A 22,919-nucleotide genomic window follows, 5' to 3' on the forward strand; every position below is an offset into this window, starting at 1 on the left:
CAACTGGTACGAACGTTGACTAACGGTTGTACACGACTACACCGAGGTTCAGTGGATCCGTATCTCGCTCGTCGTTAGAATTTTCGTCTTCCTCGGGAGTTACGACGCGTGTGACGCCTCTTGCACTCACTGTACTTTCGCCGAGGATATCGGGGCGGTAGTACCGATACTTGCGGAGTCCGATTGCCGTCTCGAGGTCCGTCCAGAGGCTCTGCTCTACGAGCTGCTTCGGACTCGCCTGTCGCGTTCGCTCCTCGAGGTCTGACCCACCGAGTTCATTCATCGCCTCCAAACTCGCGTAACGGGGTCCTGTGACGCTGTACGGCGGTACTTCGGAAATGATAATTCGCGGCATAGTTCGGTGAATTCTCGCTAGGAGCGACCGTCTGCAGGCCGACTAGTCTGATGAGAAGATTCGGACGGGCGTACGTCGAGAGAAGCGTGTGAAACGGTATTTCTGACTCAGGAGACATCCGTAGAACTACTTTCTTCCATATTCAAATAGTATTTCTATATTATAATTAATAAATTAATATATCATTCATATAAAATTTTATTGTTCTTATATCTCGATCACTCATCGCACGATGTCTGATACGAACGAGACGGATACGAGCACCGACGATCCGGATGACGAACGTCGAACCTTCCTTCAGGCCGTCGGCGGAACGGCAGCGACCGTGACTGGTCTCTCTAGTACCGTAAGTGCGACCGAGCAAAACGGAGCGAGCGGACGCGACACAGTTCCTCTAACCCACGGTGTAGCGTCAGGTGAAGTTACGGCCAAGACGGCCGTCGTCTGGGCACGAGCGACCGACAAGTCGACCCTTCACGTGGAGTTTAGTTCCGACGAGACGTTCTCGCCCTCCCGGCAGCAACACACCACCGTGGACTCCACAACCGACTTCACCGGCCAGGTTCGCCTAACGGGGTTCAAATCGGCAACGCGGTACTACTATCGCGTCTGGGCGACCGCCGGTGACGGGGTGAACGGCTCCGACACGCGATCTGCTCCGGATACGGCGACCACGGGGACGTTCGTCACGGCGCCCGGATCCACCGATGAGGAGCGTGTGATGTTCGCCTGGAGTGGCGACACGTGGGGCTACGGGGATAACCCCGTTGAACCGCCCTTCCCGGGACTTCGAACGATCGCGGAGCGAGAGCCGGACTTCTTCCTCTATCACGGGGACACTATCTACGCCGACGCACAGACGCCGGCCGGGAAAATCACCGAGAACACGCCGATCGACGACGCGCTCGAGATCTACCGGGCCAAATACAAGGAGATGCGCGATCCGCCGGCTGAAGTCGCCGAGCGGACGTATCTACGAGAACTGCTCGAATCGACGTCGGTGTACACGGTATGGGACGACCACGAAGTCATCAACAACTTCGCAGGCCCGATCGAACCGCTGATGCCCGAGGGGCGGCGGGCTTTTCGCGAGTACTGGCCGCTCGACCGGGACGCTGACGCCCGACCCGGCGACTCCAATCGGTTTTACGACTCGTTCCGCTGGGGAAAACACGTCGAGCTGTTCATCATCGACACGCGCCAGTACCGCGATCCGAACGTCGAACGCGACTCGAAGACGCTGCTCGGCGACGAGCAACTCGAGTGGCTGAAAAACGCACTCGCGGACTCCGATGCGACGTGGAAGATCCTCGCTTCGCCGGCTCCGCTGGGACACCCGTCGGATTCGTGGGCGACCCCGGCGGACCGAACTGGCTACGAGACGGAACTCTTCGAGGTCGTCGAACACATCCAGACGGAGCCGATTTCGAATCTGGTCGTCGTCGCCGGAGACATCCACAAGTCGGTCGTCGGTGCGTACGATCCGGACGGTGACGGCGAGTTCGAATTCTTCGAAGCTATCGCCGGTCCGCTCGGCGCACCCGCCGGCCTGCCGGAGGACCTCTATCCGCCGCTCAATCCGACGGAGTTCTTTGCCAAGGGCGAGTACGCTAACTTCGGCACCGTCGAGGTCGACGAATTGGGCGACGAACTGACGATCGGCATTTACGACGAGGAAGGGACGGAGCAGTTCTCGAAGACGATCCACACGTCAGATATCAACCCGGAGACCGAGTCTGTAGACCGCATCGAGAGCACGTTCGACGAGGACGCCGACGGCTGGCTCATCTCGCAAAACGGCGGGAGCGACCATCCGAACTATCGTGAGAGCGATGGTAATCCCGGCGGGCATATCTGTGACGCGGAAAGTCAGGGAGGGGTTGCTTGGTATTATCAAGCACCGTTCAAGTTCCTCGGCGACCGTGAAGAGTTTTACGGCGGAACGCTCTCGTTCGACCTTCGGCAGGCCCGAACCGACCAACAGTTCGACGCCGAACCCACGGAAGGCGGCGATATACTGCTCGCGGGTGGCGGGAAGAAAATCGTCTACGAGTTCCGCGATTCGGATGCGACCCCCGGCGAAGAATGGTCCGCGTTCGAGGCACCGCTCACGGCAGATGCTATCTGGGTCGACGTCACGAGCGAAGAGCCGCTCGCAACTGAAGAGACGTTCCGGTCCGTTCTGAGCGATTTAGAGGTCCTCCGTATCCGCGGGGAGTATCGGTCCGGAGACGATACGAGTTACCTCGATAACGTCGTCCTCACCGCAGAGTAAGCAAAAACGGGCAGGAGGGACTCTCCCTCGATCTCGAGCGCGGATGTACACTCGAGCACGCTGTGCAGAACGACGACCCCGCCGCCGAGTCAGACCGTCGTGCGCACTCGTTCCTCGAGATCCGGTCTTTCGAGCCACTTCGGTTCATCCCACATTCGGGTACTGGTCTTTCGTGCAGATTCAACGATCGTCATCAACCCGCTCGAACGTCACGAACGAAGAACACACGATCTCCACCGGTTCACTCGGCGGCAAACTCTCCGAACGTTTCGCGACGAACAATGTGTGAGCGGTATTCTACTCGCTCCGTTCGTTGACAGAGCGTTGCTTGATCTCGAATTGGCAGTAATTCGTGAAGAAGTTTAGTGGATTCGCCGGTGGAACGGTTTCCTCGTGTGCCTGTTATATTAACGTAATCTAATTACTTCTACGTTACCTGAATTATAAGTGTGAGAGGATTAAACTATTGAGTGATGTCATCTGAAACCACCCACGACGGACGAGATTCAACTCTAAATAATCAGTCTAGAGACGAGATGTATTCTCTACTCGGCCGCCACGTGAAATCATATGAAGAACACATTTACTTCGTGTTTCGTGTTCTCGTCGGGCTGTTATTTATGCAACACGGCGCCCAGAAACTATTCGGTCTCTTCGGTGGCGTAGACGGAAGTGGAAGCGCTGCGCCGTTGCTCGGTATGTACGGTGTCGCCGGCGTTATTGAGCTAATCGGAGGTCTCCTCCTTGTCATCGGCGTGCTGACTCGGCTCGTCGCACTCATCACGGCTGGACAGATGGTCGTCGCTCAGTTTATCGCTCATCTTCCAGACGGAATCGTCCCGATCCAGAACGGAGGAGAACTCGGATTACTCTACATCGCAGCGTTCCTCGTCCTCGTTTTATACGGAAGTGGACAGTATAGTCTCGAGCACCTGTTTCTCGATCGCGAGATCGTTTAGGTAGATTCGATTGCGGCCTCTTCAGCACTTTTCGGGACGCCTTCGGGAATCGAAAGATTCGGATCGGTAGCAACATTACCGGTTCGTACTGCCCCTCGGAACGTTCCACTATACGAGCCGGATTCGAAATCGATACTCCCACCTCCGTGAGTACGAAGCGTTTCAGGATACGCTCCGGCAGCGAAGTGGGAATTTTCGATCGTGACCGGACCTGAAGACCCGACCCAAACGGGATAACCGTTGCGTTCGGTGAATCCGTCGTATCCGGGACCGTAGTCGGTGTCGTCGTTATACGCGACACAATTACGGAGCGAGTCGTCGGGGCTAGCACAGTGAAAAGTGGCGACCCCGTTGTTCTTTCCGTAGCAGTTCTCGAATGTGACGGAGCCGGCACCCCCAGTATCGGAGCAGTAGAATCCGCTGTTCGGATAGCCTTGGACGTTACAATACCGGAAGGTAACGTCGCTGTCTCCCTCGTTGTTGCAGAAAATCGCGCCGGGCCCGTGTTCGTGGTCGCTACCTTTCTTCGTCGCGCCGTCGCCGAGATAGAGGTTTTCGACGATCACTTCTCCACTAGATGCCGTGACCAGTATTTGGAAGCCAGCACCCTGGCACAACCCTTTAAACCCGATATTTCGAATTACCGAACCCCCACCGTTGACTACGAGCGTGAAAGACCTCCCCCTCGTGAGATCGATAAGGGTATTTTCGAACGTCTCTCCCTCCCCGATCCGGACCATCTGTCCGTCGGCCTTGAGGACCTCGTACTCCTCGGCCGTAAGAGCCCCTACTACAGTCATGCCAACTTTCGTCATGCCCCCTGCAGTAATACCCAGCCTGGTGGCCGCACCTGCTACAATCGACTGAACGTACGATCGCCGCGTTAATCCCGCATTGCGCTCGGAAGTCGAGGACTCAGTGCGGTCGGTAATGCTGGATTTCTGCGCCATACGTTCGAGCAGCGATGTGCGTCACTTGTAAGCTTTTCCGCAAATTTGATCAAGTATCGTGAAATACAAATAATATATTCGCATTCGTCCCAGGTACTATCACATATTGGGCAGAAATGTTTACGATCATGAGGGGGAGAAATTACAGAAAAGTATACTCCACTCACGACGTAGACGGCAATACATTCGCGCTTAAATCCCTACGATTACAGCGGAAATCTGGTGTCAAAGACGCTGAGATAGACGCCGACGGTGACTCTCTTCAACCGTACAGTCTCCAGGTGCAGCGTCGGTAAGGTCACCGATCGCGAGTACAGTGTGACGGCCGGTGGGTAGGTTTCTGAGGGTACATCGAGTCTCCCTCGCGTACGCGGGGGATCAGAGATGCCGTTCACCCGTTAGAAATCATGACACGCTAAAGTGCATTCAACATATAGGTACTGATTATGATACTAAAGGCAAGGTTAATATTAACTTCTATCAATAGTTTTGGTTGGAATATCATGGATCGACGAAATACACTCAAGCTGATCGGCTCAGTAGCAGGCGTGGGTCTGTTCGGTGCGACGACTGCGACCGCGAACGAGACGTGGGCTCGCGAAGAGACGAAGCGGTTCCTCACTCACGAAGAGGTTCAGGATCTACTAGGTAACTTTGAGCGACGAGCTCGCGTACCGTTCGAGACCGAGGTCATCGGTGAAAGCCTCGAGGGACGCGAACTCACCGTCGCCAAGGTCGGCAGCGGCGACACCGACGTCTTCTTCGCGTCTGAGCAACACGGGAACGAGCCGACCGGCACCGAGGCGCTCCTGCGGGTGCTCCGACGTCTCTCGGCCGGCCACGATATCCTCGACGAACTCACGATCCACGGCCTGCCGATGGTCAACCCCGACGGCGCCATGCGTAACCAGCGCGAGAACGCCCGTCCGGACGACTATTGTTACGAAGATCCGTTCTTCGGAGAGCAGTGTGGCCCTGCCGACCCGAACCGTCAGCACTACTTCGAACTTCCCGAGGAGATCCTTCCCGGACCGAAACCCGACGAGAACCCCTCACCCGAGACCCAGGCGATGCTCGATTACGTGCTCGATCTCGACCCGTTGTGGGTCGCCGACCTCCACACGCAGGGAGGGATGTACTACGACGAAGAGGAGGTTCCGGGAGATATGTTCCACGCGTCGAACTTCTGGCCGATTGCGGACGAGGCCGACCCCGACGCAGTCGAGATCTCGCAACGGCTCAACGTCGCGATGTACGACGAGGTCGACGGCTTCGGGAACGCTCAGCTGTCGGTCTATCCGGGAGGAAATACGGTTAACATCGGGCGCAACGCCTACGCCACCTACGGCTACGGAAGTATCCTGTGCGAGATGACCGGCCAGCTCGACGATCGCGGCGAGGCGATGGAGGGACAGCTGACCCGAATCATGGCCGCGGAGTGCGAAACCATCCTCGAGGAGACCGCCGACGGGTCGCTCTACGACCGCGATCCCGCCCGCGTCGATGAAATCCCAGATCGGCCCTTCGACGCCGGCGACTGGCCGTGGGAAGAGACGGAGTAGGCGGCTACATTCGGCTATCCTTCGTTCCTCGTCGGGCTGTCACGTCGTGATCGTCGGTCCGAACCCGTTTCCCCGTATCGGCTGTAGAATTCCGCTGCACAGCCGCACCGTCGGGTAAACTGCACGAGAGGCAGTGGTTGCCTCGTCGCCGACGGTCACATCCGGATCAATAACTGCCGTCTACCGATCCAGACGGTACACCGAAAGCTGCGGCAGAATTATCGTAGAGAGAGACGATAGAGACACACACTTCACACGAAATGAGTGATATGAACGCGGAATTCCGGGAGACGGTGTGGGCGCGTCACTCCAACCCGAAGAGCGGCTGGAGTCGATTAGCCGGAGGGTTCGTGATCGTCGCCGCACTCTACCATCGCAAATGGCGGCTGATGGCGCTCACGATTCTATTCTTGGCGATCAATCCGGTGTTGTTTCGCGAACCCTCCGAAGAGTCGGACGATTGGATGTACAAGGTCGTGCGGGCCGAAGAACGCTGGACGAACGACGGAAATCGTCTCATCGGTCTCGGCTATCCGCAGATTCTTAACACGGTGAGCATTCCGGTCGGACTCTACGGGCTCTGTGCTGCGTATAAGCAGAAGCCGATCTCGACGGTGGTTTTCTCACTCGTGTCACAGGCACTCAACCAGTGGTGTATGAAGGAGATCATCGACTACTACGAAAAAGTCGATTCACACTAGGAACAGATCAGTTATTACTCATATATACTTGGGAGACACGTGGCAAACACCTCACGGTCGATCGCAAAACGACGCGCGATATCCAGGAGGAGCTGATCTTCGGCGACGAGGAGGGGATTCTCGAGGCGATCGACAATGCCGACAGCGAGCTCGACGCCGACGAGTTCGTCGACGAGGCCCTGTCACACTCGAAGGGTCGGGGCGTCGCGAAGACGATCTTCGACGAGGGGCTCCGCCAGGGTGTGACTGACGGGACCGACAGTGATCTCGAGGCGGGCTGGACGATCCCCGTCGATCAGGAGCTCCGAGCTCGTGCCGAGCGCTACACGGGCGGGAACGTCGCCAGTATGTCCGAGTTGAATCACGCGATCGACGAGGCGAACGGGACGCTCGTCACCAAGGTGACGACTGACGACGGTCGGCGAGTCGGGCTCACTGACAAGGGCCGCTCACAGATCTTCGTCACGGGTTCATCGACAAACGCGGGCGTCGCGAAACACCGCGATATCGGTGAGGAAACGTACATCCACCTCACGAAGCTCGGCCTCGAGTCCGAGGTCGTCGAACAGTCGGGCGTGCAAGACGTTGACGGGATCGCGCGGATCCGCGAACTCCTCCTGGAGCACTACGAGGAGGGGTACTTGGACGTCCGGCCACGACTCGCGCAACAGCGCTACGATCGGCTCCAGGAGGAGCACCCCATTGTGGGGTACCTTACCGACGGCGCAGATGTGACAGTCGAGTTCGAAAGTACCACGGGATCGACGAAGAAGGGCCAGACCGTCCGCAACTTATCGAAGGCATTCAATGCTGGCCAAGTCTGCGTTTTCGTCGCTCGAGAGGGGACTGCTCACGATGTGTGGGACGCGCTTACCGAGCCGGAGTACGTCCAGGATGTCGTCGGTGATCGTGAGATCTTCTATAACCTGAATAAGATCTACATCGACGGCGAGAAGCCCGTGATCGAGAATGCGCGTACGGCCGTATGGTCGCGCAACCGCGAGACTGGTGATATCCGCCTCGAGGATGAAGACGGGGTAGTTCGGGCCCGGTTCGACGATCTCTCGAAGATCTTCGCCGATCGTACGAAATACGATGGGGTGGCCTCCGAGTACGACGAGGACGATCTCGGTCGCGACGGTCCACATCTCACCGTGAATGAGCCCGTGATTCCTGATCGTGAATTTCGCAGGGAGCTCCCGACGACGGAGGACTTCCGCATTGTGGTCGTCCCCACGGACTCCGCTGGCGATGATCCACTCGAGGCGCTCAGTGTGATCGACGAGAAGGGGGTCCGTTCGCTCGAGGAGGCTGCAGACTCTCCAGGATGGGTGAGTGATCTCGAGTCTACTCGAGGGCCACACAAGCCCGAACAAGACGTCCAGGAGGAATCGGAGCAGGTAGAGAGCGAGACAACGGTCGAGGAATCGTCCCTGTACAAGGATCTCAAGCTCTAGAGCTTCGCACCTCTTCGTGGTTCTTAACTTTAAGAACGGCTTGAAACAGCTGTTACGTAGGGATACGAACCTAACCCGGATGATTATATCAGGAACTGTAGATAGTGATGAAGTCGTGCTGAATACAGGGCGCGAATGCAACACGAGATTCGGTCCGACTCGCGAAGATAATGACCGTGACCGGTCAGTACAGACAATGCACGTATCGATGTGAATCCCCTTTTGTCGGTATCCGGGAATGATTACCAAGCCAGACACAGCGGGATCACAAATCGGGTATCACTTCGTCTCTTCGGGAGTTTCGGACTCCGAATCAGCCGTGAGAGTGGATGCCCGGATAGTCAACCCGCCTGGAAACGCCTGCCCACCCAACGTCGCCTGCGGAACGTGTGGTCGATCCTCCTCCTTCCGGATGCTGACTCCTGAAACAAGACCAAGAACGCTTTGTAGCCCTTCTTCTACTTCCGATGGAGATGGAACGGTCAACACGACGTTCTCAAATCGGCTTTCTTCCCATGATCCGAGAGAGTTTGTGATTCGCCCATCCTCTGGATGAACTTCGATACGGAACCCCCACGGCGGAATGAGGAATGTCCGAGGGCCCTCAACCCCTTGAACAGTCCAGTCTGCTTTCTTAGCCCGCTCGATAATCACGTCGAACGCGGACGTCACAATCCCAAAATGGTCGAATTGTACCCGTTTGCCCCGAGTGAGGGTAACATTCGCCTCTCCTCGTTGCGCATCTTGCAGCCGGAACTGAAACCCTTCCGGTGGTTTCTCACGTGGCTTGACTACGACCGTTTCGCCATTGACTGATCCAAATCTAGCGCGAAGAGGGAGTCCATTATCCGCCAGTACCTGTTCTGCGTATTTGATATCGGGGACGTGGTAGTGTAGGTGGAACAGTCGCGTGTCAGGTATATCCATACACTACTACTGCCGTTTTCGGATATAAGGGTACTTAGTAATCGATGCGCGGATCAGCACTGATCAATTTGCAGGCCGATTGACCGATTGATTCAGCTATGACCGCTCGGAACAAACGAAAGGGGTGTGCTGAACTCATCCTCTGTATCTTGCACGCCCACTCTGTCAAATTTTGGATGAATTGGACGAAGCGTGCGAGATACACAGCGCGAATGTGGTACGGATGGTGGTTTGGATGGAACGGCATCAGATCGGTAGATTCCGAGAATTCAGTGTACGAAAATATATAACTATTCGCACCCACAACATTATCCGTTATATGAATCGAGACGTATTCTGGTCATCGGTTGCCGAGGTTGGGATAGAATCTCTACATCTCATCGAAGATTCAGCAGGTGTCGCTGCTGAGAGTGTCGTCATCGGTTCGGTCGATGGTACAACGTTTCGCCTTCGCTACGAAGTTGAGTGCGACCGCCAATATCACGTTCAGCGAGTGAACGTTGCCACCCTCGGCCGGGAATCAGAATCGATAACACTTCGGGCCGATGGGGAAGGCAAATGGACTGATGGTCAAGGAGAGGAGGTATCGACACTGAATGGATGCATCGACGTGGATATTTCAGCAACACCGTTCAGTAATACACTACCAATTCGACGTTTGGAACTCGACCAGAACGAGTCAGCCGAGGTGCAGATTGCATATATTGCAGTGCCCGAATTACGTGTTGAGGCTGCCTCTCAGAGGTACACCTGCCTCGATCCAATCGACGAGAATGGCGGACGGTATCGTTATGAAAGCATATCCAGTGGCTTCACGGCCGAGTTGCCGGTTGACTCGGATGGACTCGTCATGGATTATCCAGGATTGTTTGACCGATTTTCACCCTCATAACCGCTGATAAATCCGCACTCGTAGGTAACGGCCTATTCGGACATGTATACCGCTTAGAACGCGCAAACCATGCTGAATGCATCCTCTGTATTCAGCACGCTGTTTTTGACAGCGACTCGGTATTTCCGTTAGACTCTGCTGAATAGATAGCGCGTATCTTGCAGGTCACATAGTCCCGATCTCGCGGTGAGGTAGACCCGCGAAAATACCGCTAATCACTCCGCCCCATCATCCGACCCGACCAAACCGTACTCAATCTCCCCTGCTCGGTCGTATCGGAGCATCTGGACCCCGGTGCTCGACGTCTCGGCGGCCGTCAGCTCGAGGTTCGCGGGGACGGTTCCGTCCCCGAACAAGCGCTTCCCCTCGCCCAGGACCAGCGGGAAGACCCAAAGCCAGAACTCGTCGACGAGGTCGTATGCGAGCAGCGTCTGGATCAGGTTCGCGCTCCCCTGCACCAGGATGGTGTCCCTGCATTCCTTCTTGAGGTTCTCGACGGCCTTTGTGATGTCGCTCGAGAGAAGCGTCGAGTCGTTCCACTCCGCCGCGTCGAGGGTTCTGGAGGCGACGTACTTGGGCATGCTGTTCAGTTTCGTCGCCAAGAAATCGTTCTCCGTATCGACGTTGGGCCAGTATGAGGCGAAGATCTCGTACGTCTTCCTGCCGAGCAGTAGTGCATCGGCCTCGGCGAATTGGCTATCCAGAATCTCGCCCATCTTCTCATCCGAGTAGTTGACCAACCACCCACCATGTCCGAAGCCATCGTCACGGTCCTCGTCAGGACCACCCGGTGCCTGCATCACGCCATCGAGGGTAAGAAACGTTCCCACAACGAGCGTACCGCTTGTTTCGTCTGGGTGGGTATCGCTCATACATCCAACTAACGTGAGAGCAGACGATAGCGGTTTCGCTGTACGACGAATCGGCCGGCAAGTACGCCGCCATGGAGCGTATTCAGGGGTTTCTGGGCGTGCGGAGGCTCAGACGAAGGCTGCTGCGTCGCGCCTCCAGACCAGTCGCGGAAATATCGCACGCCAGAGCGACACGATATCTCGACCGACACGATTTCTAGTCGTTTCGTAACCACAGCCACTACAGGCTGGCGAACAGGCTTATCGCCAGTCTGCCGACCAACACGTCAACCATCGCCTGTAATGACCGTTACCTGTATCCTCTGTAGATATCGCTCTGCTGAATACATCCTCTGAGCCGTGTTTAGACGCGGGAATTCGATGGCAACGAGGCTTACAGACCGAGAGTGGATATACAGGGGTTGGAAATGGAATTGACATCGAGGAATTGATCTTCACAATTTCGTTTCTACAACCGTTTTGCCGAGGTTGGAGGGGTATCATTGCCTCGATCAGTAATCAAAACTCCGAACGAGGTATCGCATATCGGCTCAGTATCGAGCCACAGCACCGCTCTCACGAGCGTCTAAACAAGGCTCAAAGGTTGCATCCAGCGGATCTACAGGCTATTCAGGTTCTTCGAACCGACGATTCGTCGTCGGGATTCTGGAGCGTAAACCAGAATGTCGCCCCTTCACCCAGCGTCGAGTCGACCCCAATCTCGACCCCGTGGCGCTCGACGATTCGCTTGCACAGCGCCAGGCCGATCCCCGTTCCGACGTGTTCGTCCTCCGTGTGGAGTCGTTGGAACACCTCGAAGATGCGCTCTTGGTCCTCGGGATCGATGCCGATGCCCTCGTCGGTAACCGACACGGTCCACTTGTCACCGGACCGCGTGGCCGAGACGTCGACGCGTGGCGACTCGTCGCCGCTGTACTCGATGGCGTTCTCGAGCAGGTTCTGGAATAACTGGCGTAGTTGACTGACGTCGCCCTTGATCATCGGGAGCTCCTCGATCGTGATCTCGGCATCGTGCTCCTGGATCTGGAACTGGAGGTCGGCCAGCACGTCCTCCAGGACGGCGTTTAAGTCCACTGGCTCAAACGGTTCTCCCTGTGTCTCGACGCGGGAGTACTCGAGCAGTCCGTTGATCATCTCGCGCATCCGCTCTGCGCCGTCGACGGCGAACTCGATAAATTCCTCGCCGTCTTCGTCGAGTTCGTCGGTATATCGATTCTCGAGAAGCTGGAGGTAACTCGACACCATGCGCAACGGCTCCTGAAGGTCGTGAGACGCGGCGTACGCGAACTGTTCGAGCCGATCGTTGGACTCCTGGAGCTTGCGCTCGCGTTCCTTCCGCTCGGTGATGTCCTGGACTGCCCCGCGGAGCGACACGACATTTCCATCTTCGACGTCGGGGTCACCGATGACGCGGAGCCAGCGCACCTCACCGCTGGGTGTTTCGAAACGACTCTCGATGTCGAACGACTCGCCGTGTTCGAAGGCTTCCTCGAGCGCACTTTCGACGATCGGCCGGTCCTCGTCGTGATAGACGTCGAGTGCGTCGACTAGTGGTGGCTCTTCGTCGCTGGAGAATCCTATGATATCGAAAAGGTGTTCAGTCCAGAACACTTCGTGCGTGTCTGGATCGATCTCCCACCCGCCAAGGTCCGCTATACGTTCCGCTCGCTCCAGCAGGTCGTGCGTCCGCTCGAGCTGCCATTCACGTTCCTTGCGCTCGGTGATGTCCCTGAAGTACACCGACAGACCTGATTCCGACGGGTAGACGCGGACGATCTCCCATATGCCCAGGGGTTCCGAATAGCGCTCAAAGCTCATCGGCTCCTGGGTTTCTAGCGCAGTTTCGTATTTCTCGAAGAGCGGGTCATCCTCGTCGACGTCGATGGCCTCCCAGGGAGTCCGTCCCAGGAGTTCACCGGCCGGCGTGTCGAAGTACATCTCCGCGTGGTCGTTAACGTACTCGAACTGGAGCTCCTCGTCCAGTGCATAGAAGGCGTCGTCGACCCGCTCAAATACGTCGTCGAGCTCTTCCTTCAGATCGTCGCGCTGGCGTTCCAATCGCTCGGCCTGTACCTCGAGTTGCTGCTCGTACTCGCGGCGCTCGGTCATGTCGCGCGTGACCTTCGTGAACCCTTGGAGTTCTCCTTCGTCGTCCTGGATAGCGGTGATCGTCACGTTTGCCCAGAACCGCGAGCCGTCTGCTTGGACCCGCCACCCCTCGTCTTCGATCTGGCCTGCAGTCACCGCCCCCTCGAGGTTCTGCTCCGGCACGCCGTTGGCGATGTCCTCGTCGGTGTAAAACGCCGAAAAGTGTTCGCCAAGGATTTCGTCTCTCGAGTAGCCCTTAATCCGTTTGGCCCCGTCGTTCCAGCTCGCGATATTGCCGTCGGGATCGAGCAAGAAGATGGCGTAATCCTGGACAGCACTCACGAAGGCGCGGAACTGCTCTTCGCCGGGCTGCTGGCTACTCGATAGATCTTCCTGGGGTTTCCACCAAACCCTGCTCGAACCGTCTCCTCGCTTGGTTCGGATCTCCCCTCGTTCGACGAGGTCTTCCAGTCGGCTTCGCGCGCCGTGTGGGGAGCACTCAAGCGCCTCTGCGATCTCTTCAGTAAAGAACGGCGTTGATTGCTTAGATGTTTGGCTGAAGAACTCCCGGATGGCGTCTCTGGTTACGTCCTGTGTTGGTCCCGGAGATCCCACATCCTTCGAATCTCGTTGTGAACATATAAGCGCTAGGTGTTCCCAAAATAACTGCCTCCGCGTCTCCTCCGTTTAGCGCAAGATATACGCTGTATATCTCGGCCGACTCGACGAACCTGACCGATACCTGCCAGAACTTTCGGCGGTCAGTTCGCCGATCTACTGATCGACTGATTCAGCGCAGTTCGATTGGAAGAAACGAAGCCGGTTCGCTGCATCCATTCTCTGTATTCAGCAGGTTGTTTCTGACAGATTTCGGGCAGAACGATTAGTGACTGCTGAATAGATAGCGCACTTGCGGATTGTTTTCCTCGTCTCCTCTGTACTATACCGAGAGTATGAGGATCAACCTCGTGCATGCTAGTGATGGTAACACCATTTTTAACCGTGTCGCGCAACATATTCGTTCAATGAGCCAACCGGTCCAAGAGGAAAATCAACGCAGTCTGTCGAGTGTTAAACATGGCCTTGAAGCACTGCGACAAAGCCCAGCGTTCAATGGGCCCGTCGAACCCCTCAACGACCACGAACATACCAACGACCATCTTGCTCTCATCTACGAGAGCCGCGACGAACAGTTCGCGGCAGCCATTCCCTACATTCGCCAAGGTCTCGAGCGGGGCGAGCGGTGCGTATACATCACGAACGAGAACTCACGAGAAACAGTCATCGAGGCGATGCGGGACGGCGGCATTGACGTGGAAGGTGCCCTTGAATCGAGTGCCCTGTCGATTCACGACGAACAAGAAACCTATCTTCGGAACGGGTCATTTGAGGCAGAGGATACGCTTTCGTTTCTGGATGATGCTATTGCTGAGGCCGCTGAAGAGTACGAAGCACTCCGGGTAACCGGCGAGATGGCCTTTATTTTGGATGACAATGCTCCCGTCGATGATCTCGTGAGGTGCGAGAGCAAGGCCAATTATCTCTTTGAAGACGTAGACGGGATGGCACTCTGTCAGTACAATAAGGACCGGTTCTCGCCAGAAGTCATCCGCGATGTCATCAATACTCACCCACACCTCGTCCATGACAACAGAGTGAGTCACAACTCCTACTACACACCTCCTTCGGAGTTTCTCGGCCCCGAGCGGCCCGCTCGCGAGGTTGAGCGGATGATGGGAACGCTTTGCGAACAGACTGACGCGAAAGCGGAACTGGCGGACCGCCAGGAGTTTCTCCGCGAGCAAAACGATATTATTGCCAATTCAGACCAGACGTTTGAGGAGAAGCTCCAAGCGTTGTTTGAGATGGGCTGCGAGCGGTTCGACCTCGAACTTGGAGCGTTGGCTCAGGTCGATACGGAGGACGACTGGTTCGAAGTCGAGTACATCAGCGCCGATCACGAGCATTTCGAGCCCGGTGTGGAACTACCGCTATCAGAAACCTACTGCACTGCTGCGACCGAAATCAAGGCAGCTGGAAGCGTTTCAGACCCTCACAAAGAAGGATACGACGACATCACCGTCTATCAGGAGTTCGGCATTCGAGCATATTTGGGGACCTACATCGGAATTGCCGGCGGTGCTGACCGGACGTTCTTCTTCGTCACGTCCGAACCGAGGGAGGAAGACTTCTCAGACGACGAATATGCATTTCTTGAGTCGATGGGACAGTGGGTGCAGTACGAACTTGAGCGCCAACAGCGAGAGCAGGAATTGTACGAACGCACCGAGCATCTGAGTGCGCTCGTTGAAACCACACCCGAATGCATCAAGACCGTTGCTCCCGATGGGACCTTGCTCCAAATGAACCCCGCTGGGCTGGACATGGTGGAAGCCGATTCAAAAGCGGACGTAACCGGTGAGTGCGTCTACAACCTAATCGCCCCCGAGCACCGCGAGCGATTCCGCGAGTTCAATGAGCGGATCTGTCAGGGTGAGAATGGGACGTTGGAGTTCGACATCATCGGGCTGGATGGCACGCGCCGTCACATGGAAACGCATGCGGCGCCGCTTCATCGTCCCGACGGAAGGTACGTGCAAGTTGCGCTGACGCGTGACATCACCGAACAGGTTGAGCGTGAAGCGGAACTCGAAAGAGCCATCGACCAACTCCAACAATCGAACAATCGGCTCCAACAGTTTGCCTATGCCGCCTCACATGATCTACAGGAACCGTTGCGAATGATCTCCACCTATCTCCAACTTCTTGAGAACCGATACAAAGACGAACTCGACGAGGACGCGAAAGACTTCATTGACTTTGCGGTCGGGGGAGCCGATCGGATGCGCGAGATGGTTGACGATCTCCTCGCGTTTTCACGGATCGAACAATCGGATGGGGAGTTTGAACCAGTCGAGGGTGACGCCATTATTGATTGGGTCACAGACGATCTTCAACTGCGAATTGAGGAAAACGACGCGGAGATCGTCACTGAATCACTTCCGACTGTAATAGCCGATAGTGAGCAGCTTGAGCAACTATTCAACAATCTCATCTCAAACGCCATCAAATACAACAACTCGGATACACCGCGTGCCGAAATAACAGCCGAAGAGCGGGCCGATCATTGGGAGTTCTCTGTCGCCGATAATGGCATTGGCATTAATTCGGATCAGACTGATCGGATTTTCGAGGTTTTCAAACGACTCCACAACGATGATGAGTATCCGGGAACCGGCATTGGCCTCTCATTGTGCCAGGAGATCGTTGAGAATCATGGTGGGAAGATTGGGGTTGATTCTGAACTTGGTGAAGGATCGACCTTTTTCTTTACACTCGCAAAACAATCTACGGACTAACGGATAGAGAGAGGCCGCTATAGACAATAGCAACCTGTTGTATTTGTAGTGCCTCTTTCGGGTAATTTAGCTGTAATTGAGGACGGTTAGCCCCCTTCCTCAGCGAGCGTCGAAGACGCGAACAGGGAGGGGAGGGAATACAGCGCCTCGATTTAGGTAAGAGGACAAAGAGTCGGCCTACAGGATAGGCTCGACAACGACGGTTTCGTGCTTCTGTTTAGGGACCTTCCGCTTTCCCTCCTGCTCGAAGGTGACGAGATCGTGGCTTGCGAGCAGTTCGAGATCTCGGCTTACCGAACCCTTGTCACGACCGAGGTCTTCTGCGAGCGAGCGGACAGAACGGATGTCGCCATCAGAAAGTCGATCCAGAATCTCGCGCCGCTTCGGAGTCAAGACCTCTGCTGCGCTATCGGCATCAAGCACGTACACATCGTCAAACCCCTCTTTTGCGAGCACTCGAGCCATCAGTGATCGCTTCTTTTCTGCTGAGATTTCCACAGACATGTTGGATCTACCAGCTTCCGTATCGTTGCATACAACATCAATACATAAATCTCCTTGCTCGGTTTTGGTCATGCTATCAAGCGAGATTACCACTATTCGATAAGTATCTTTTGAGGCTAAGTTTAAGTGAGTAACTTCTCATTCACTATTTAAACAGATGGCACAGGAATACGAGTACAAACTTGGGTCATTTCGTGGCTATGAGTTTTCACTTCGGGTCAGTGCGTCTCCGTCTCTTGATGATGTCGACGACTTTGCTGTGACAGTCTACTATTCTCTTTCGACAGGAGAAAGCAAAGTTATCGCTCGAGTCGATAACGCGCATGGATTTGTTCACTTTGACCGTCTCTACCGCCGTGATCAACCCAAAGACCCTGTTGACTGGAGTTGGGACGAAGCTGAGACTGAACTTGTAGAGAACTGACGGCAGTACGCTCAAAGCTACGATGATGCGCATGGCCTCTGACTACTCATTATTGTCTTATAACGTGCCGAAAATGGGCTGATCCATGCTTGATTTGTTCGCAAGTACTGTTACGTAGGTGTACGTATGTAATGCTGTTACTTCTGACAGCCCTCGGTAATATTGACAGAACTGTGCTGAATACAGGGCGCGAATGCAGCACGAACCAGTGTTGGTCAGAGCGTGTCATAGAATACGTCTCATACCCGCTACTTTCCGATTACACCGTTCTCGTTTCGCCCGTGACGGAGTGATTTCACCAGTCGCTGGTTTTATTCATGGACGAAGCTGCGAATGATGTCGGTTGGGGACTATTGTATGACACGCTCTTGGTCAACGAAAAGTAGAGGTCGGTCAGTACAGGATATCCCAGTGTCGGGGGGCTAATATAAGGTGCCTACGTGAGGATGGCAGGGCTATGACAGAGGCAACCGCCACTTTTGTACTCGTCTGAGGCTATTTGACTACATGGGAAACGCAGACGGCGAACAGACAATTCGAAACCGGGTTACAAACTGGAGCAGTCGGGCTCGGTCTTATGTTCTGCTCGACCTACATCGCATCTTATTCACGACGGCACTGGCTGTCGGAATGTTCATCTGCTTTCTCCTTCTCGGAGCGTCTAGTCCATTTCGCCAATTCATGCTAAATATGGGGCCAACCCGATACATGTTTCAGGCGTTAGTCGGTGCGCTCATCACTGGCGTGACGCTCGTCGTAACGATTAACCAACTCGTCCTCTCCCAAGAACTTGGTCCGCTCGGCACTCAACGTGAACGGATGAGCAACTCAATGAGCTTCCGGGGAGATGTTGAGGACATCTTTGGGTCGGTCAGTCCACCTGAACCCGAATCATTCCTCCAAGCATTGATCGATAACAGCCGCGAAAAGGCGGAGGCGTTCGAACAGGCCGTGAATGGTAATGCCAACGATGACCTCAAAAAGGAGGTGGTAGAGGTTACAAACAGTATTACCGACGATGCGGATGTCGTAATCGATGAGTTGGAGGACCGGAACTTTGGCGAGTTTGCGGTCGTGAAAGCTGTACTCGATTATAATTACAGCTGGAAGTTATATGAAGTACGACGGATCAAAGTCGAGTATGACAACGAGCTCAGTGAAGAGGAACGTCGTACGCTCATCGAACTTATCAGCATCCTCTCGTTCTTCGGTCCGGCGCGCGAATACATCAAGAGCCTCTATTTCCAATGGGAACTCATCGATCTCTCCCGGAATATGATTTACACAACGATCCCTGCGCTGGTCGTGACCGGGACGATAGCGCTCTATCTCAGGCCGACGATGTTCCCTAACATGACGCTCGGCATCGACAATCTCGTCTGGATCGTCAGTATCGGTGTGACGGCTGGTTTTCTCCCATTTCTCCTCCTCTCAACATACATCCTCCGACTTGCCACGATCGCACAAAATACACTCGCGATTGGAGCATTCATCCTCCAAAACTCGGAACGATCGCGTGAGATCGATTGGGAGTGAGAAGGGGCAGTGGGTACGCCGGAAGCCCCATACCCGTATTAGCGACCGACAGCGAACTGTGGCTGTAGAGCAGTCACGACGGCTCCTCCGGCGAATTGACTGACCGTCGAAACACGAATAGAACCGTCGAATTATCGATCCGAAGTGTGTCGTCCAGTATCCATCCCTCACTTGCGGTCTCGTTGAGCAGATCTTCAAACTTGTACCGCTGGTTTCGCAACTCGTCCGGAGTGAGAGTGACTGGTTCTACTTTGTACTCGTACTGCTGAGGAGGCATATCAATGATAATGGCATTAGACGTAAATCTTCTAGGGTGCCATATTCACAGTTCTGCTGATCGAGGATCAGCCAGATCGTCAGTACAGGTTGAGTAGGTAACGCTGCGGTCGAGCGTCAAGCGCAGCACCCGCGAGCGACCGACGGGAGCGAGCGGTCTTTTTCATCGAAGTTTTTGCGCCGAGAGGTTCCGAACGAGTGAGCGAACCCGAGGCGGAAAAATTTCGGCGTGCAGGTCTATTGAACAGCAGGTTCACTGGATTCAACGCGAAATAAATGAGATCGCTGTGCTGAACTCATCCTCTGTATCTCGCACACCGCTTCTGACAGCGGCTCGGTAGTTCGCTGAATCTCTGCAAGATAGATAGCGCGAATGCAGCACTCGCCGAAGTCGATTAACGAAGGGTAGTGATCGTTCAGTACAGGTGAACGAGTTACCGCTACGGATCGAAATTTAGCCATATTCTGCTACGAATCTCGCATCGGGATACATCATATCAGAGACAGGAACGACTGTATGAGATCACAGCTCAATGGGCTCTTCGAGAGTGAGATCGAGATCAACGATCGCAGACAGATATGGCTGCAACTGATCGAATCGGTCCGCCGGTTTTGCGTGTTGCCGCTCCGGATCGTACTCAATGACTCCTACTGATTCCAACTTTGGGATATGCACGCGGTCCAACGAGAGTCGGATTTCTGTTAGTATCTCTTCAGAAACCTCTGTAACTGGCGTCTGATGGTTATATTTGAGAATCGTCTTCGTGAGGTCGTTCACTGTTAACGAGCGCTTCTCTTCTGCGAGTACCGCAAGAACAATTCGACGGTGTTGGTCTCGACAGAGGTCAAGCACTGTATCGAATTCAATGGGACTTTCATTCATTCTGTTTAGTATAGGCAGCCGATAGAGTTCACGCTGGCTTTTTAGTATTCAACATGCTTTTATACTCATTATCGAGATGGGGCCGTTGTCCCGGACAGCGTAGTCCCGAGAATTTGGTTAATTCCGCGCCGGAGGCGAGATGCGACAGCCTGGTGTGAAATACCAAGTTCGTCCCCGAGATCCTTCATCGTTACCTCGCGTGGGGATTCGAAGTAGCCATGCTCGTAAGCGAGTATCAGCGCCTCTTGCTGTGTCTCAGTAAGTGCCGCTTCGGTCTCGATTGGTGTGAGCGCGTGCAGTTCCGTCAGCGTGATCGGGATCTCCAATTCTCGACACCGGTGTTGGAAGGTCGCGAGGTCGCTTCGATCATCGCTGCGCACGTTGAACACCCACTCCTGTTTTGTGCCAACGGCTTTGATGAGTGGAATCCCGGTCTCTATCAGCGCGCTTAGCACTCCGGAGTATTCCAAGGCCCACTCAACGCGCAACAGATACTCGTCCGCGACGGAATCGACGAGGCGAATATCTTCCACCCCTGGATGATCGGTGAACACTCCCTCGATGTCGTCAACGACGGCCCCCCGCACCCAGAAGTAAGGAATTACTACGTCTTGAGCCGGGATAATTCGTTCCAGGCTGACCGTAACGTCCGGCAATTGCTCGAATACGGTTCCCAAGGGAAATTGATCCGATGGAACCGTAAAGGTAGCCTCAGTAGCCATTGTCCGAATTGTGACTCTCTGACCGTAAATACCCACTACGAAGGAGCGCAACCAGAACTCGAACAGGTCCGATAACTCCGTTTCGATATCTCTGTTTGCTGAATAAATCGGTCGTGTGCAACTCGGCGCTATCGATGCTATCCAGATCTGAAAGATATTGCAGTGGTATGTTCTCAGACCTACTGAATGGCTGATTCAGCTACTTCAATCTGAATAGACCAACAATTCGTGGTGAATATATCCTCTGTATCTCGCATACCGTTACTGACAGCGGTTCGGTAGTTAACTAAGGCTCTGCGAGATACAAGGCGCGAATGTGGCACGAGTGGAAGGCTGTCTACCGAGGAGTGGTGGTCGCTCAGTACAGAGAACGGATTTATCGGTCTGTTTCTTTCCAGTCATCCGTGTCCCCTTCACGGAATTCACCCTTGGCATGACGCTCGCGAGGCCAGAAGGTGACGCCCAGCAGTACGATGTAGAACACACCCACAACGGCAACCACAGCAATCCCGGGGATACGGGCGATTTCAGCGGTTGTCAGCCAGTCTTGGCGCGGTGCGAACGCTGTAATCCTGACGACCCATGCGACCAATAGGACACTGAGCAGGGGAAGGTACACACGCCGGAGCCGGTTTGCGAGTGCTTCATATAATGAGACTTTCAGCGTCGGCCTGCGATAGTCCCTGCTCAGTTCCGCTCGCCAGTCGTGACTTTCAGTGCCTTGGGACGGGTCGAGGGCGTTTGCGAACAGGTTCTCTTGGATGACTCGAGCACGAGAGCGAAAGACATCGTAGTCCCGGTACCGCCGTGCTTCGATGCCCAGAAAGATGGTGACGACAATGATCCCGATCAGCAAGATGTAGTGTGGATTATCGGTACTCGAAAACCCCCACGTCAAGATTGCTGCCATTAGCGTTACCGCCCACGTCGTCGTCTCGTCGAGGCGCTGCCGCCACGTCCCCACTCGGTCTATCTCTCCGCGATAGGCGTGGGCCATCACTGAACCGAGTCCCGTACTGTCGTCAACCATTTCGCGACCGATTTCCCGTTGGTCTGGTGCTGTTGGGTCGAACTCGTCGCTACTTGAATCGGTCATAGAGGAGAGACATCTCCTCGCTCCATAAGCAGTTATGATGACAGCATAATCTGAGTGTCATGTACTGGAGAACATCGAACAGTACGCACGCGCAATGATCGGCTGATTCAACGCAACCCGACCGAAACAAACGAAGTGACCTTGCTAAATAGATGCTCTGTATTCAGCACGCCACTCTTGGCAGCAATTCAGCAGTTCGGTCAGAGACTGCTGAATAGACGGCGCACCCTGCTCGATTCCTTCGGATCACCACGTACACCGGTTACTCATAAGAGAATTGCGCGAGAAGAGGCAGTGTGGGAGACGTACGAACGTTAGATCGGCGCGAATCGCAGGGCTTCGAACTCATCGATACATGGGATGGTGGCTTCGGCTGGTTCGCACACCCGGATGAGGAGGGAATGCGCGCGAGTCACGCGTTTGCCTTCGACAATGGCGTCTGGATCGTCGATCCACTCGACTCACCGGGAATCCACGACCGGATTGCAGACCTCGGCGAGGTCGTCGGCGTTGCGATCTGTTCGAGTTGGCATACTCGCGATGCCGTCCAGTTCGCGGATCGATACGATGTCCCGCTTTTCGTCCCAGCCGGAATGCCCCGCGTCGGGGAACGGGTGACCGGCACGGTCGTCCGATATGCAGACGATCTTCCCGACGCCGGCGTGCGAGTCTTTCACCGCCGTCCGATTCCAGGGTTCGTGGAGGCAATCTTCTATCACGACGCCAGCGGCACGCTCTACGTTCCCGATACGCTCGGGACAGCTCCGTATTATCTGGTCGGCGAGGAGCGTATCGGTGCCCCCTTGTTAGCCAGGCTGTTCCCGCCACGTCCCCTTCTCACGTTAGATCCCGCGCGTATTTGCGTCGGCCATGGAGTCGGCGTATTCGAGGACCCGACACCGGCGCTCCGAGATGGGGTTCGTAACAGTCGGCGTCGGCTTCCGCGAGCGCTCGCCACGAATTTCGGGACCGGTGTTAGAATCGCATATGCCACACTCAGGGGATGACAGGGTAGAAGCAGCGATAACGCAAACGAGACGCTTCTGAGATATAATGGGCGGCAGTTTCAGCCAGAAATCGC

Annotated in this window: 19 protein-coding genes; 10 read left to right on the forward strand and 9 right to left on the reverse strand. The window is 55.1% G+C overall.

Annotation, left to right across the window (positions count from 1 at the left end; translation table 11 throughout):
• Nucleotides 1-19 precede the first annotated feature (19 nt).
• Entirely contained in the window at nucleotides 20-283 is a 264-nt protein-coding gene (locus tag NED97_RS22695) for a hypothetical protein (RefSeq protein WP_252491027.1), read from the reverse strand.
• Between the two features lie 304 nt (nucleotides 284-587).
• Between NED97_RS22695 and NED97_RS22700 the strand changes: the two genes are divergently transcribed.
• Both NED97_RS22700 and NED97_RS22705 read left to right on the forward strand, forming a co-directional pair.
• Nucleotides 588-2,630 carry an alkaline phosphatase D family protein gene (locus NED97_RS22700; RefSeq protein WP_252491028.1) on the forward strand — a complete coding sequence of 681 codons (2,043 nt, stop codon included), beginning with the start codon at nucleotides 588-590 and terminating at the stop codon, nucleotides 2,628-2,630.
• 473 nt (nucleotides 2,631-3,103) lie between these two features.
• Entirely contained in the window at nucleotides 3,104-3,589 is a 486-nt protein-coding gene (locus NED97_RS22705) for a DoxX family protein (protein WP_252491029.1), read from the forward strand.
• Here NED97_RS22705 and NED97_RS22710 read toward each other — a convergent pair.
• Nucleotides 3,586-4,404: a hypothetical protein gene (locus tag NED97_RS22710; protein ID WP_252491030.1), complete on the reverse strand. Its 819-nt coding sequence runs from the start codon at nucleotides 4,402-4,404 to the stop codon at nucleotides 3,586-3,588. The genes NED97_RS22705 and NED97_RS22710 overlap by 4 nt on opposite strands.
• Before the next feature lie 638 nt (nucleotides 4,405-5,042).
• On the opposite strand from NED97_RS22710, the gene NED97_RS22715 reads away from it, so the two are divergent.
• The 3 genes from NED97_RS22715 (at nucleotide 5,043) to NED97_RS22725 (ending at nucleotide 8,259) form a co-directional block, all read left to right on the forward strand.
• Nucleotides 5,043-6,101, forward strand: a complete 1,059-nt coding sequence (locus NED97_RS22715) for a M14 family zinc carboxypeptidase (RefSeq protein ID WP_252491031.1) — start codon at nucleotides 5,043-5,045, stop codon at nucleotides 6,099-6,101.
• A gap of 260 nt (nucleotides 6,102-6,361) precedes the next feature.
• Nucleotides 6,362-6,802 (forward strand): DUF6653 family protein, encoded by a 441-nt coding sequence (locus NED97_RS22720; RefSeq protein ID WP_252491032.1) that lies wholly within the window; start codon nucleotides 6,362-6,364, stop codon nucleotides 6,800-6,802.
• Nucleotides 6,751-8,259 (forward strand): hypothetical protein, encoded by a 1,509-nt coding sequence (locus tag NED97_RS22725; protein WP_252491033.1) that lies wholly within the window; start codon nucleotides 6,751-6,753, stop codon nucleotides 8,257-8,259. The genes NED97_RS22720 and NED97_RS22725 overlap by 52 nt, the downstream gene beginning before the upstream one ends.
• Nucleotides 8,260-8,538: 279 nt before the next feature.
• On the opposite strand, the gene NED97_RS22730 is transcribed toward NED97_RS22725, so the two are convergent.
• Nucleotides 8,539-9,186 carry a hypothetical protein gene (locus NED97_RS22730; RefSeq protein ID WP_252491034.1) on the reverse strand — a complete coding sequence of 216 codons (648 nt, stop codon included), beginning with the start codon at nucleotides 9,184-9,186 and terminating at the stop codon, nucleotides 8,539-8,541.
• Between the two features lie 319 nt (nucleotides 9,187-9,505).
• On the opposite strand from NED97_RS22730, the gene NED97_RS22735 reads away from it, so the two are divergent.
• Complete coding sequence (locus NED97_RS22735) at nucleotides 9,506-10,078, forward strand: putative glycolipid-binding domain-containing protein (protein ID WP_252491035.1); 573 nt, start codon at nucleotides 9,506-9,508, stop codon at nucleotides 10,076-10,078.
• Between the two features lie 215 nt (nucleotides 10,079-10,293).
• On the opposite strand, the gene NED97_RS22740 is transcribed toward NED97_RS22735, so the two are convergent.
• Both NED97_RS22740 and NED97_RS22745 read right to left on the reverse strand, forming a co-directional pair.
• Entirely contained in the window at nucleotides 10,294-10,950 is a 657-nt protein-coding gene (locus NED97_RS22740; protein ID WP_252491036.1) for a dihydrofolate reductase family protein, read from the reverse strand.
• A 609-nt stretch (nucleotides 10,951-11,559) separates the two neighbouring features.
• Complete coding sequence (locus NED97_RS22745; RefSeq protein WP_252491037.1) at nucleotides 11,560-13,653, reverse strand: PAS domain S-box protein; 2,094 nt, start codon at nucleotides 13,651-13,653, stop codon at nucleotides 11,560-11,562.
• A 338-nt stretch (nucleotides 13,654-13,991) separates the two neighbouring features.
• Between NED97_RS22745 and NED97_RS22750 the strand changes: the two genes are divergently transcribed.
• The gene (locus NED97_RS22750; protein ID WP_252491038.1) at nucleotides 13,992-16,397 is read left to right on the forward strand and encodes an MEDS domain-containing protein; all 2,406 of its coding nucleotides are present in this window, start codon (nucleotides 13,992-13,994) and stop codon (nucleotides 16,395-16,397) included.
• Nucleotides 16,398-16,574: 177 nt separating this feature from the next.
• On the opposite strand, the gene NED97_RS22755 is transcribed toward NED97_RS22750, so the two are convergent.
• On the reverse strand, nucleotides 16,575-16,973 hold the full coding sequence (locus NED97_RS22755; protein WP_252491039.1) for an HVO_A0114 family putative DNA-binding protein: 399 nt from the start codon (nucleotides 16,971-16,973) through the stop codon (nucleotides 16,575-16,577).
• 85 nt (nucleotides 16,974-17,058) lie between these two features.
• Here NED97_RS22755 and NED97_RS22760 point away from each other — a divergent pair, with 85 nt between their 5' ends.
• Both NED97_RS22760 and NED97_RS22765 read left to right on the forward strand, forming a co-directional pair.
• A complete protein-coding gene (locus NED97_RS22760) occupies nucleotides 17,059-17,325 on the forward strand; it encodes a DUF7718 family protein (RefSeq protein ID WP_252491040.1) in 267 nt (88 codons plus the stop codon).
• A gap of 690 nt (nucleotides 17,326-18,015) precedes the next feature.
• Nucleotides 18,016-18,861 carry a hypothetical protein gene (locus NED97_RS22765; RefSeq protein WP_252491041.1) on the forward strand — a complete coding sequence of 282 codons (846 nt, stop codon included), beginning with the start codon at nucleotides 18,016-18,018 and terminating at the stop codon, nucleotides 18,859-18,861.
• A 799-nt stretch (nucleotides 18,862-19,660) separates the two neighbouring features.
• Here NED97_RS22765 and NED97_RS22770 read toward each other — a convergent pair.
• The 3 genes from NED97_RS22770 to NED97_RS22780 form a co-directional block, all read right to left on the reverse strand.
• The gene (locus NED97_RS22770) at nucleotides 19,661-20,020 is read right to left on the reverse strand and encodes a DUF7344 domain-containing protein (RefSeq protein ID WP_252491042.1); all 360 of its coding nucleotides are present in this window, start codon (nucleotides 20,018-20,020) and stop codon (nucleotides 19,661-19,663) included.
• A gap of 68 nt (nucleotides 20,021-20,088) precedes the next feature.
• Nucleotides 20,089-20,742: a helix-turn-helix domain-containing protein gene (locus NED97_RS22775; protein WP_252491043.1), complete on the reverse strand. Its 654-nt coding sequence runs from the start codon at nucleotides 20,740-20,742 to the stop codon at nucleotides 20,089-20,091.
• Between the two features lie 376 nt (nucleotides 20,743-21,118).
• Nucleotides 21,119-21,838 carry a DUF2270 domain-containing protein gene (locus tag NED97_RS22780; RefSeq protein ID WP_252491044.1) on the reverse strand — a complete coding sequence of 240 codons (720 nt, stop codon included), beginning with the start codon at nucleotides 21,836-21,838 and terminating at the stop codon, nucleotides 21,119-21,121.
• A gap of 296 nt (nucleotides 21,839-22,134) precedes the next feature.
• Between NED97_RS22780 and NED97_RS22785 the strand changes: the two genes are divergently transcribed.
• Entirely contained in the window at nucleotides 22,135-22,845 is a 711-nt protein-coding gene (locus NED97_RS22785; RefSeq protein ID WP_252491045.1) for a hypothetical protein, read from the forward strand.
• The last annotated feature ends 74 nt before the right edge of the window (nucleotides 22,846-22,919 follow it).

It is taken from the genome of Natronococcus sp. CG52 (assembly GCF_023913515.1).
Taxonomy (GTDB): Archaea; Halobacteriota; Halobacteria; order Halobacteriales; family Natrialbaceae; genus Natronococcus; species Natronococcus zhouii.

Excerpts from the sequence above, each read along its gene's own strand:
- NED97_RS22695 (WP_252491027.1), bottom strand. The coding sequence starts at position 283 with ATGAATGAACTCGGTGGGTCAGACCTCGAGGAGCGAACGCGACAGGCG.
- NED97_RS22700 (WP_252491028.1), top strand. The coding sequence starts at position 588 with ATGTCTGATACGAACGAGACGGATACGAGCACCGACGATCCGGATGAC.
- NED97_RS22705 (WP_252491029.1), top strand. The coding sequence starts at position 3,104 with ATGTCATCTGAAACCACCCACGACGGACGAGATTCAACTCTAAATAAT.
- NED97_RS22710 (WP_252491030.1), bottom strand. The coding sequence starts at position 4,404 with ATGACGAAAGTTGGCATGACTGTAGTAGGGGCTCTTACGGCCGAGGAG.
- NED97_RS22715 (WP_252491031.1), top strand. The coding sequence starts at position 5,043 with ATGGATCGACGAAATACACTCAAGCTGATCGGCTCAGTAGCAGGCGTG.
- NED97_RS22720 (WP_252491032.1), top strand. The coding sequence starts at position 6,362 with ATGAGTGATATGAACGCGGAATTCCGGGAGACGGTGTGGGCGCGTCAC.
- NED97_RS22730 (WP_252491034.1), bottom strand. The coding sequence starts at position 9,186 with ATGGATATACCTGACACGCGACTGTTCCACCTACACTACCACGTCCCC.
- NED97_RS22735 (WP_252491035.1), top strand. The coding sequence starts at position 9,506 with ATGAATCGAGACGTATTCTGGTCATCGGTTGCCGAGGTTGGGATAGAA.
- NED97_RS22740 (WP_252491036.1), bottom strand. The coding sequence starts at position 10,950 with ATGAGCGATACCCACCCAGACGAAACAAGCGGTACGCTCGTTGTGGGA.
- NED97_RS22750 (WP_252491038.1), top strand. The coding sequence starts at position 13,992 with ATGAGGATCAACCTCGTGCATGCTAGTGATGGTAACACCATTTTTAAC.
- NED97_RS22755 (WP_252491039.1), bottom strand. The coding sequence starts at position 16,973 with ATGACCAAAACCGAGCAAGGAGATTTATGTATTGATGTTGTATGCAAC.
- NED97_RS22760 (WP_252491040.1), top strand. The coding sequence starts at position 17,059 with ATGGCACAGGAATACGAGTACAAACTTGGGTCATTTCGTGGCTATGAG.
- NED97_RS22765 (WP_252491041.1), top strand. The coding sequence starts at position 18,016 with ATGGGGCCAACCCGATACATGTTTCAGGCGTTAGTCGGTGCGCTCATC.
- NED97_RS22770 (WP_252491042.1), bottom strand. The coding sequence starts at position 20,020 with ATGAATGAAAGTCCCATTGAATTCGATACAGTGCTTGACCTCTGTCGA.
- NED97_RS22775 (WP_252491043.1), bottom strand. The coding sequence starts at position 20,742 with ATGGCTACTGAGGCTACCTTTACGGTTCCATCGGATCAATTTCCCTTG.
- NED97_RS22780 (WP_252491044.1), bottom strand. The coding sequence starts at position 21,838 with ATGACCGATTCAAGTAGCGACGAGTTCGACCCAACAGCACCAGACCAA.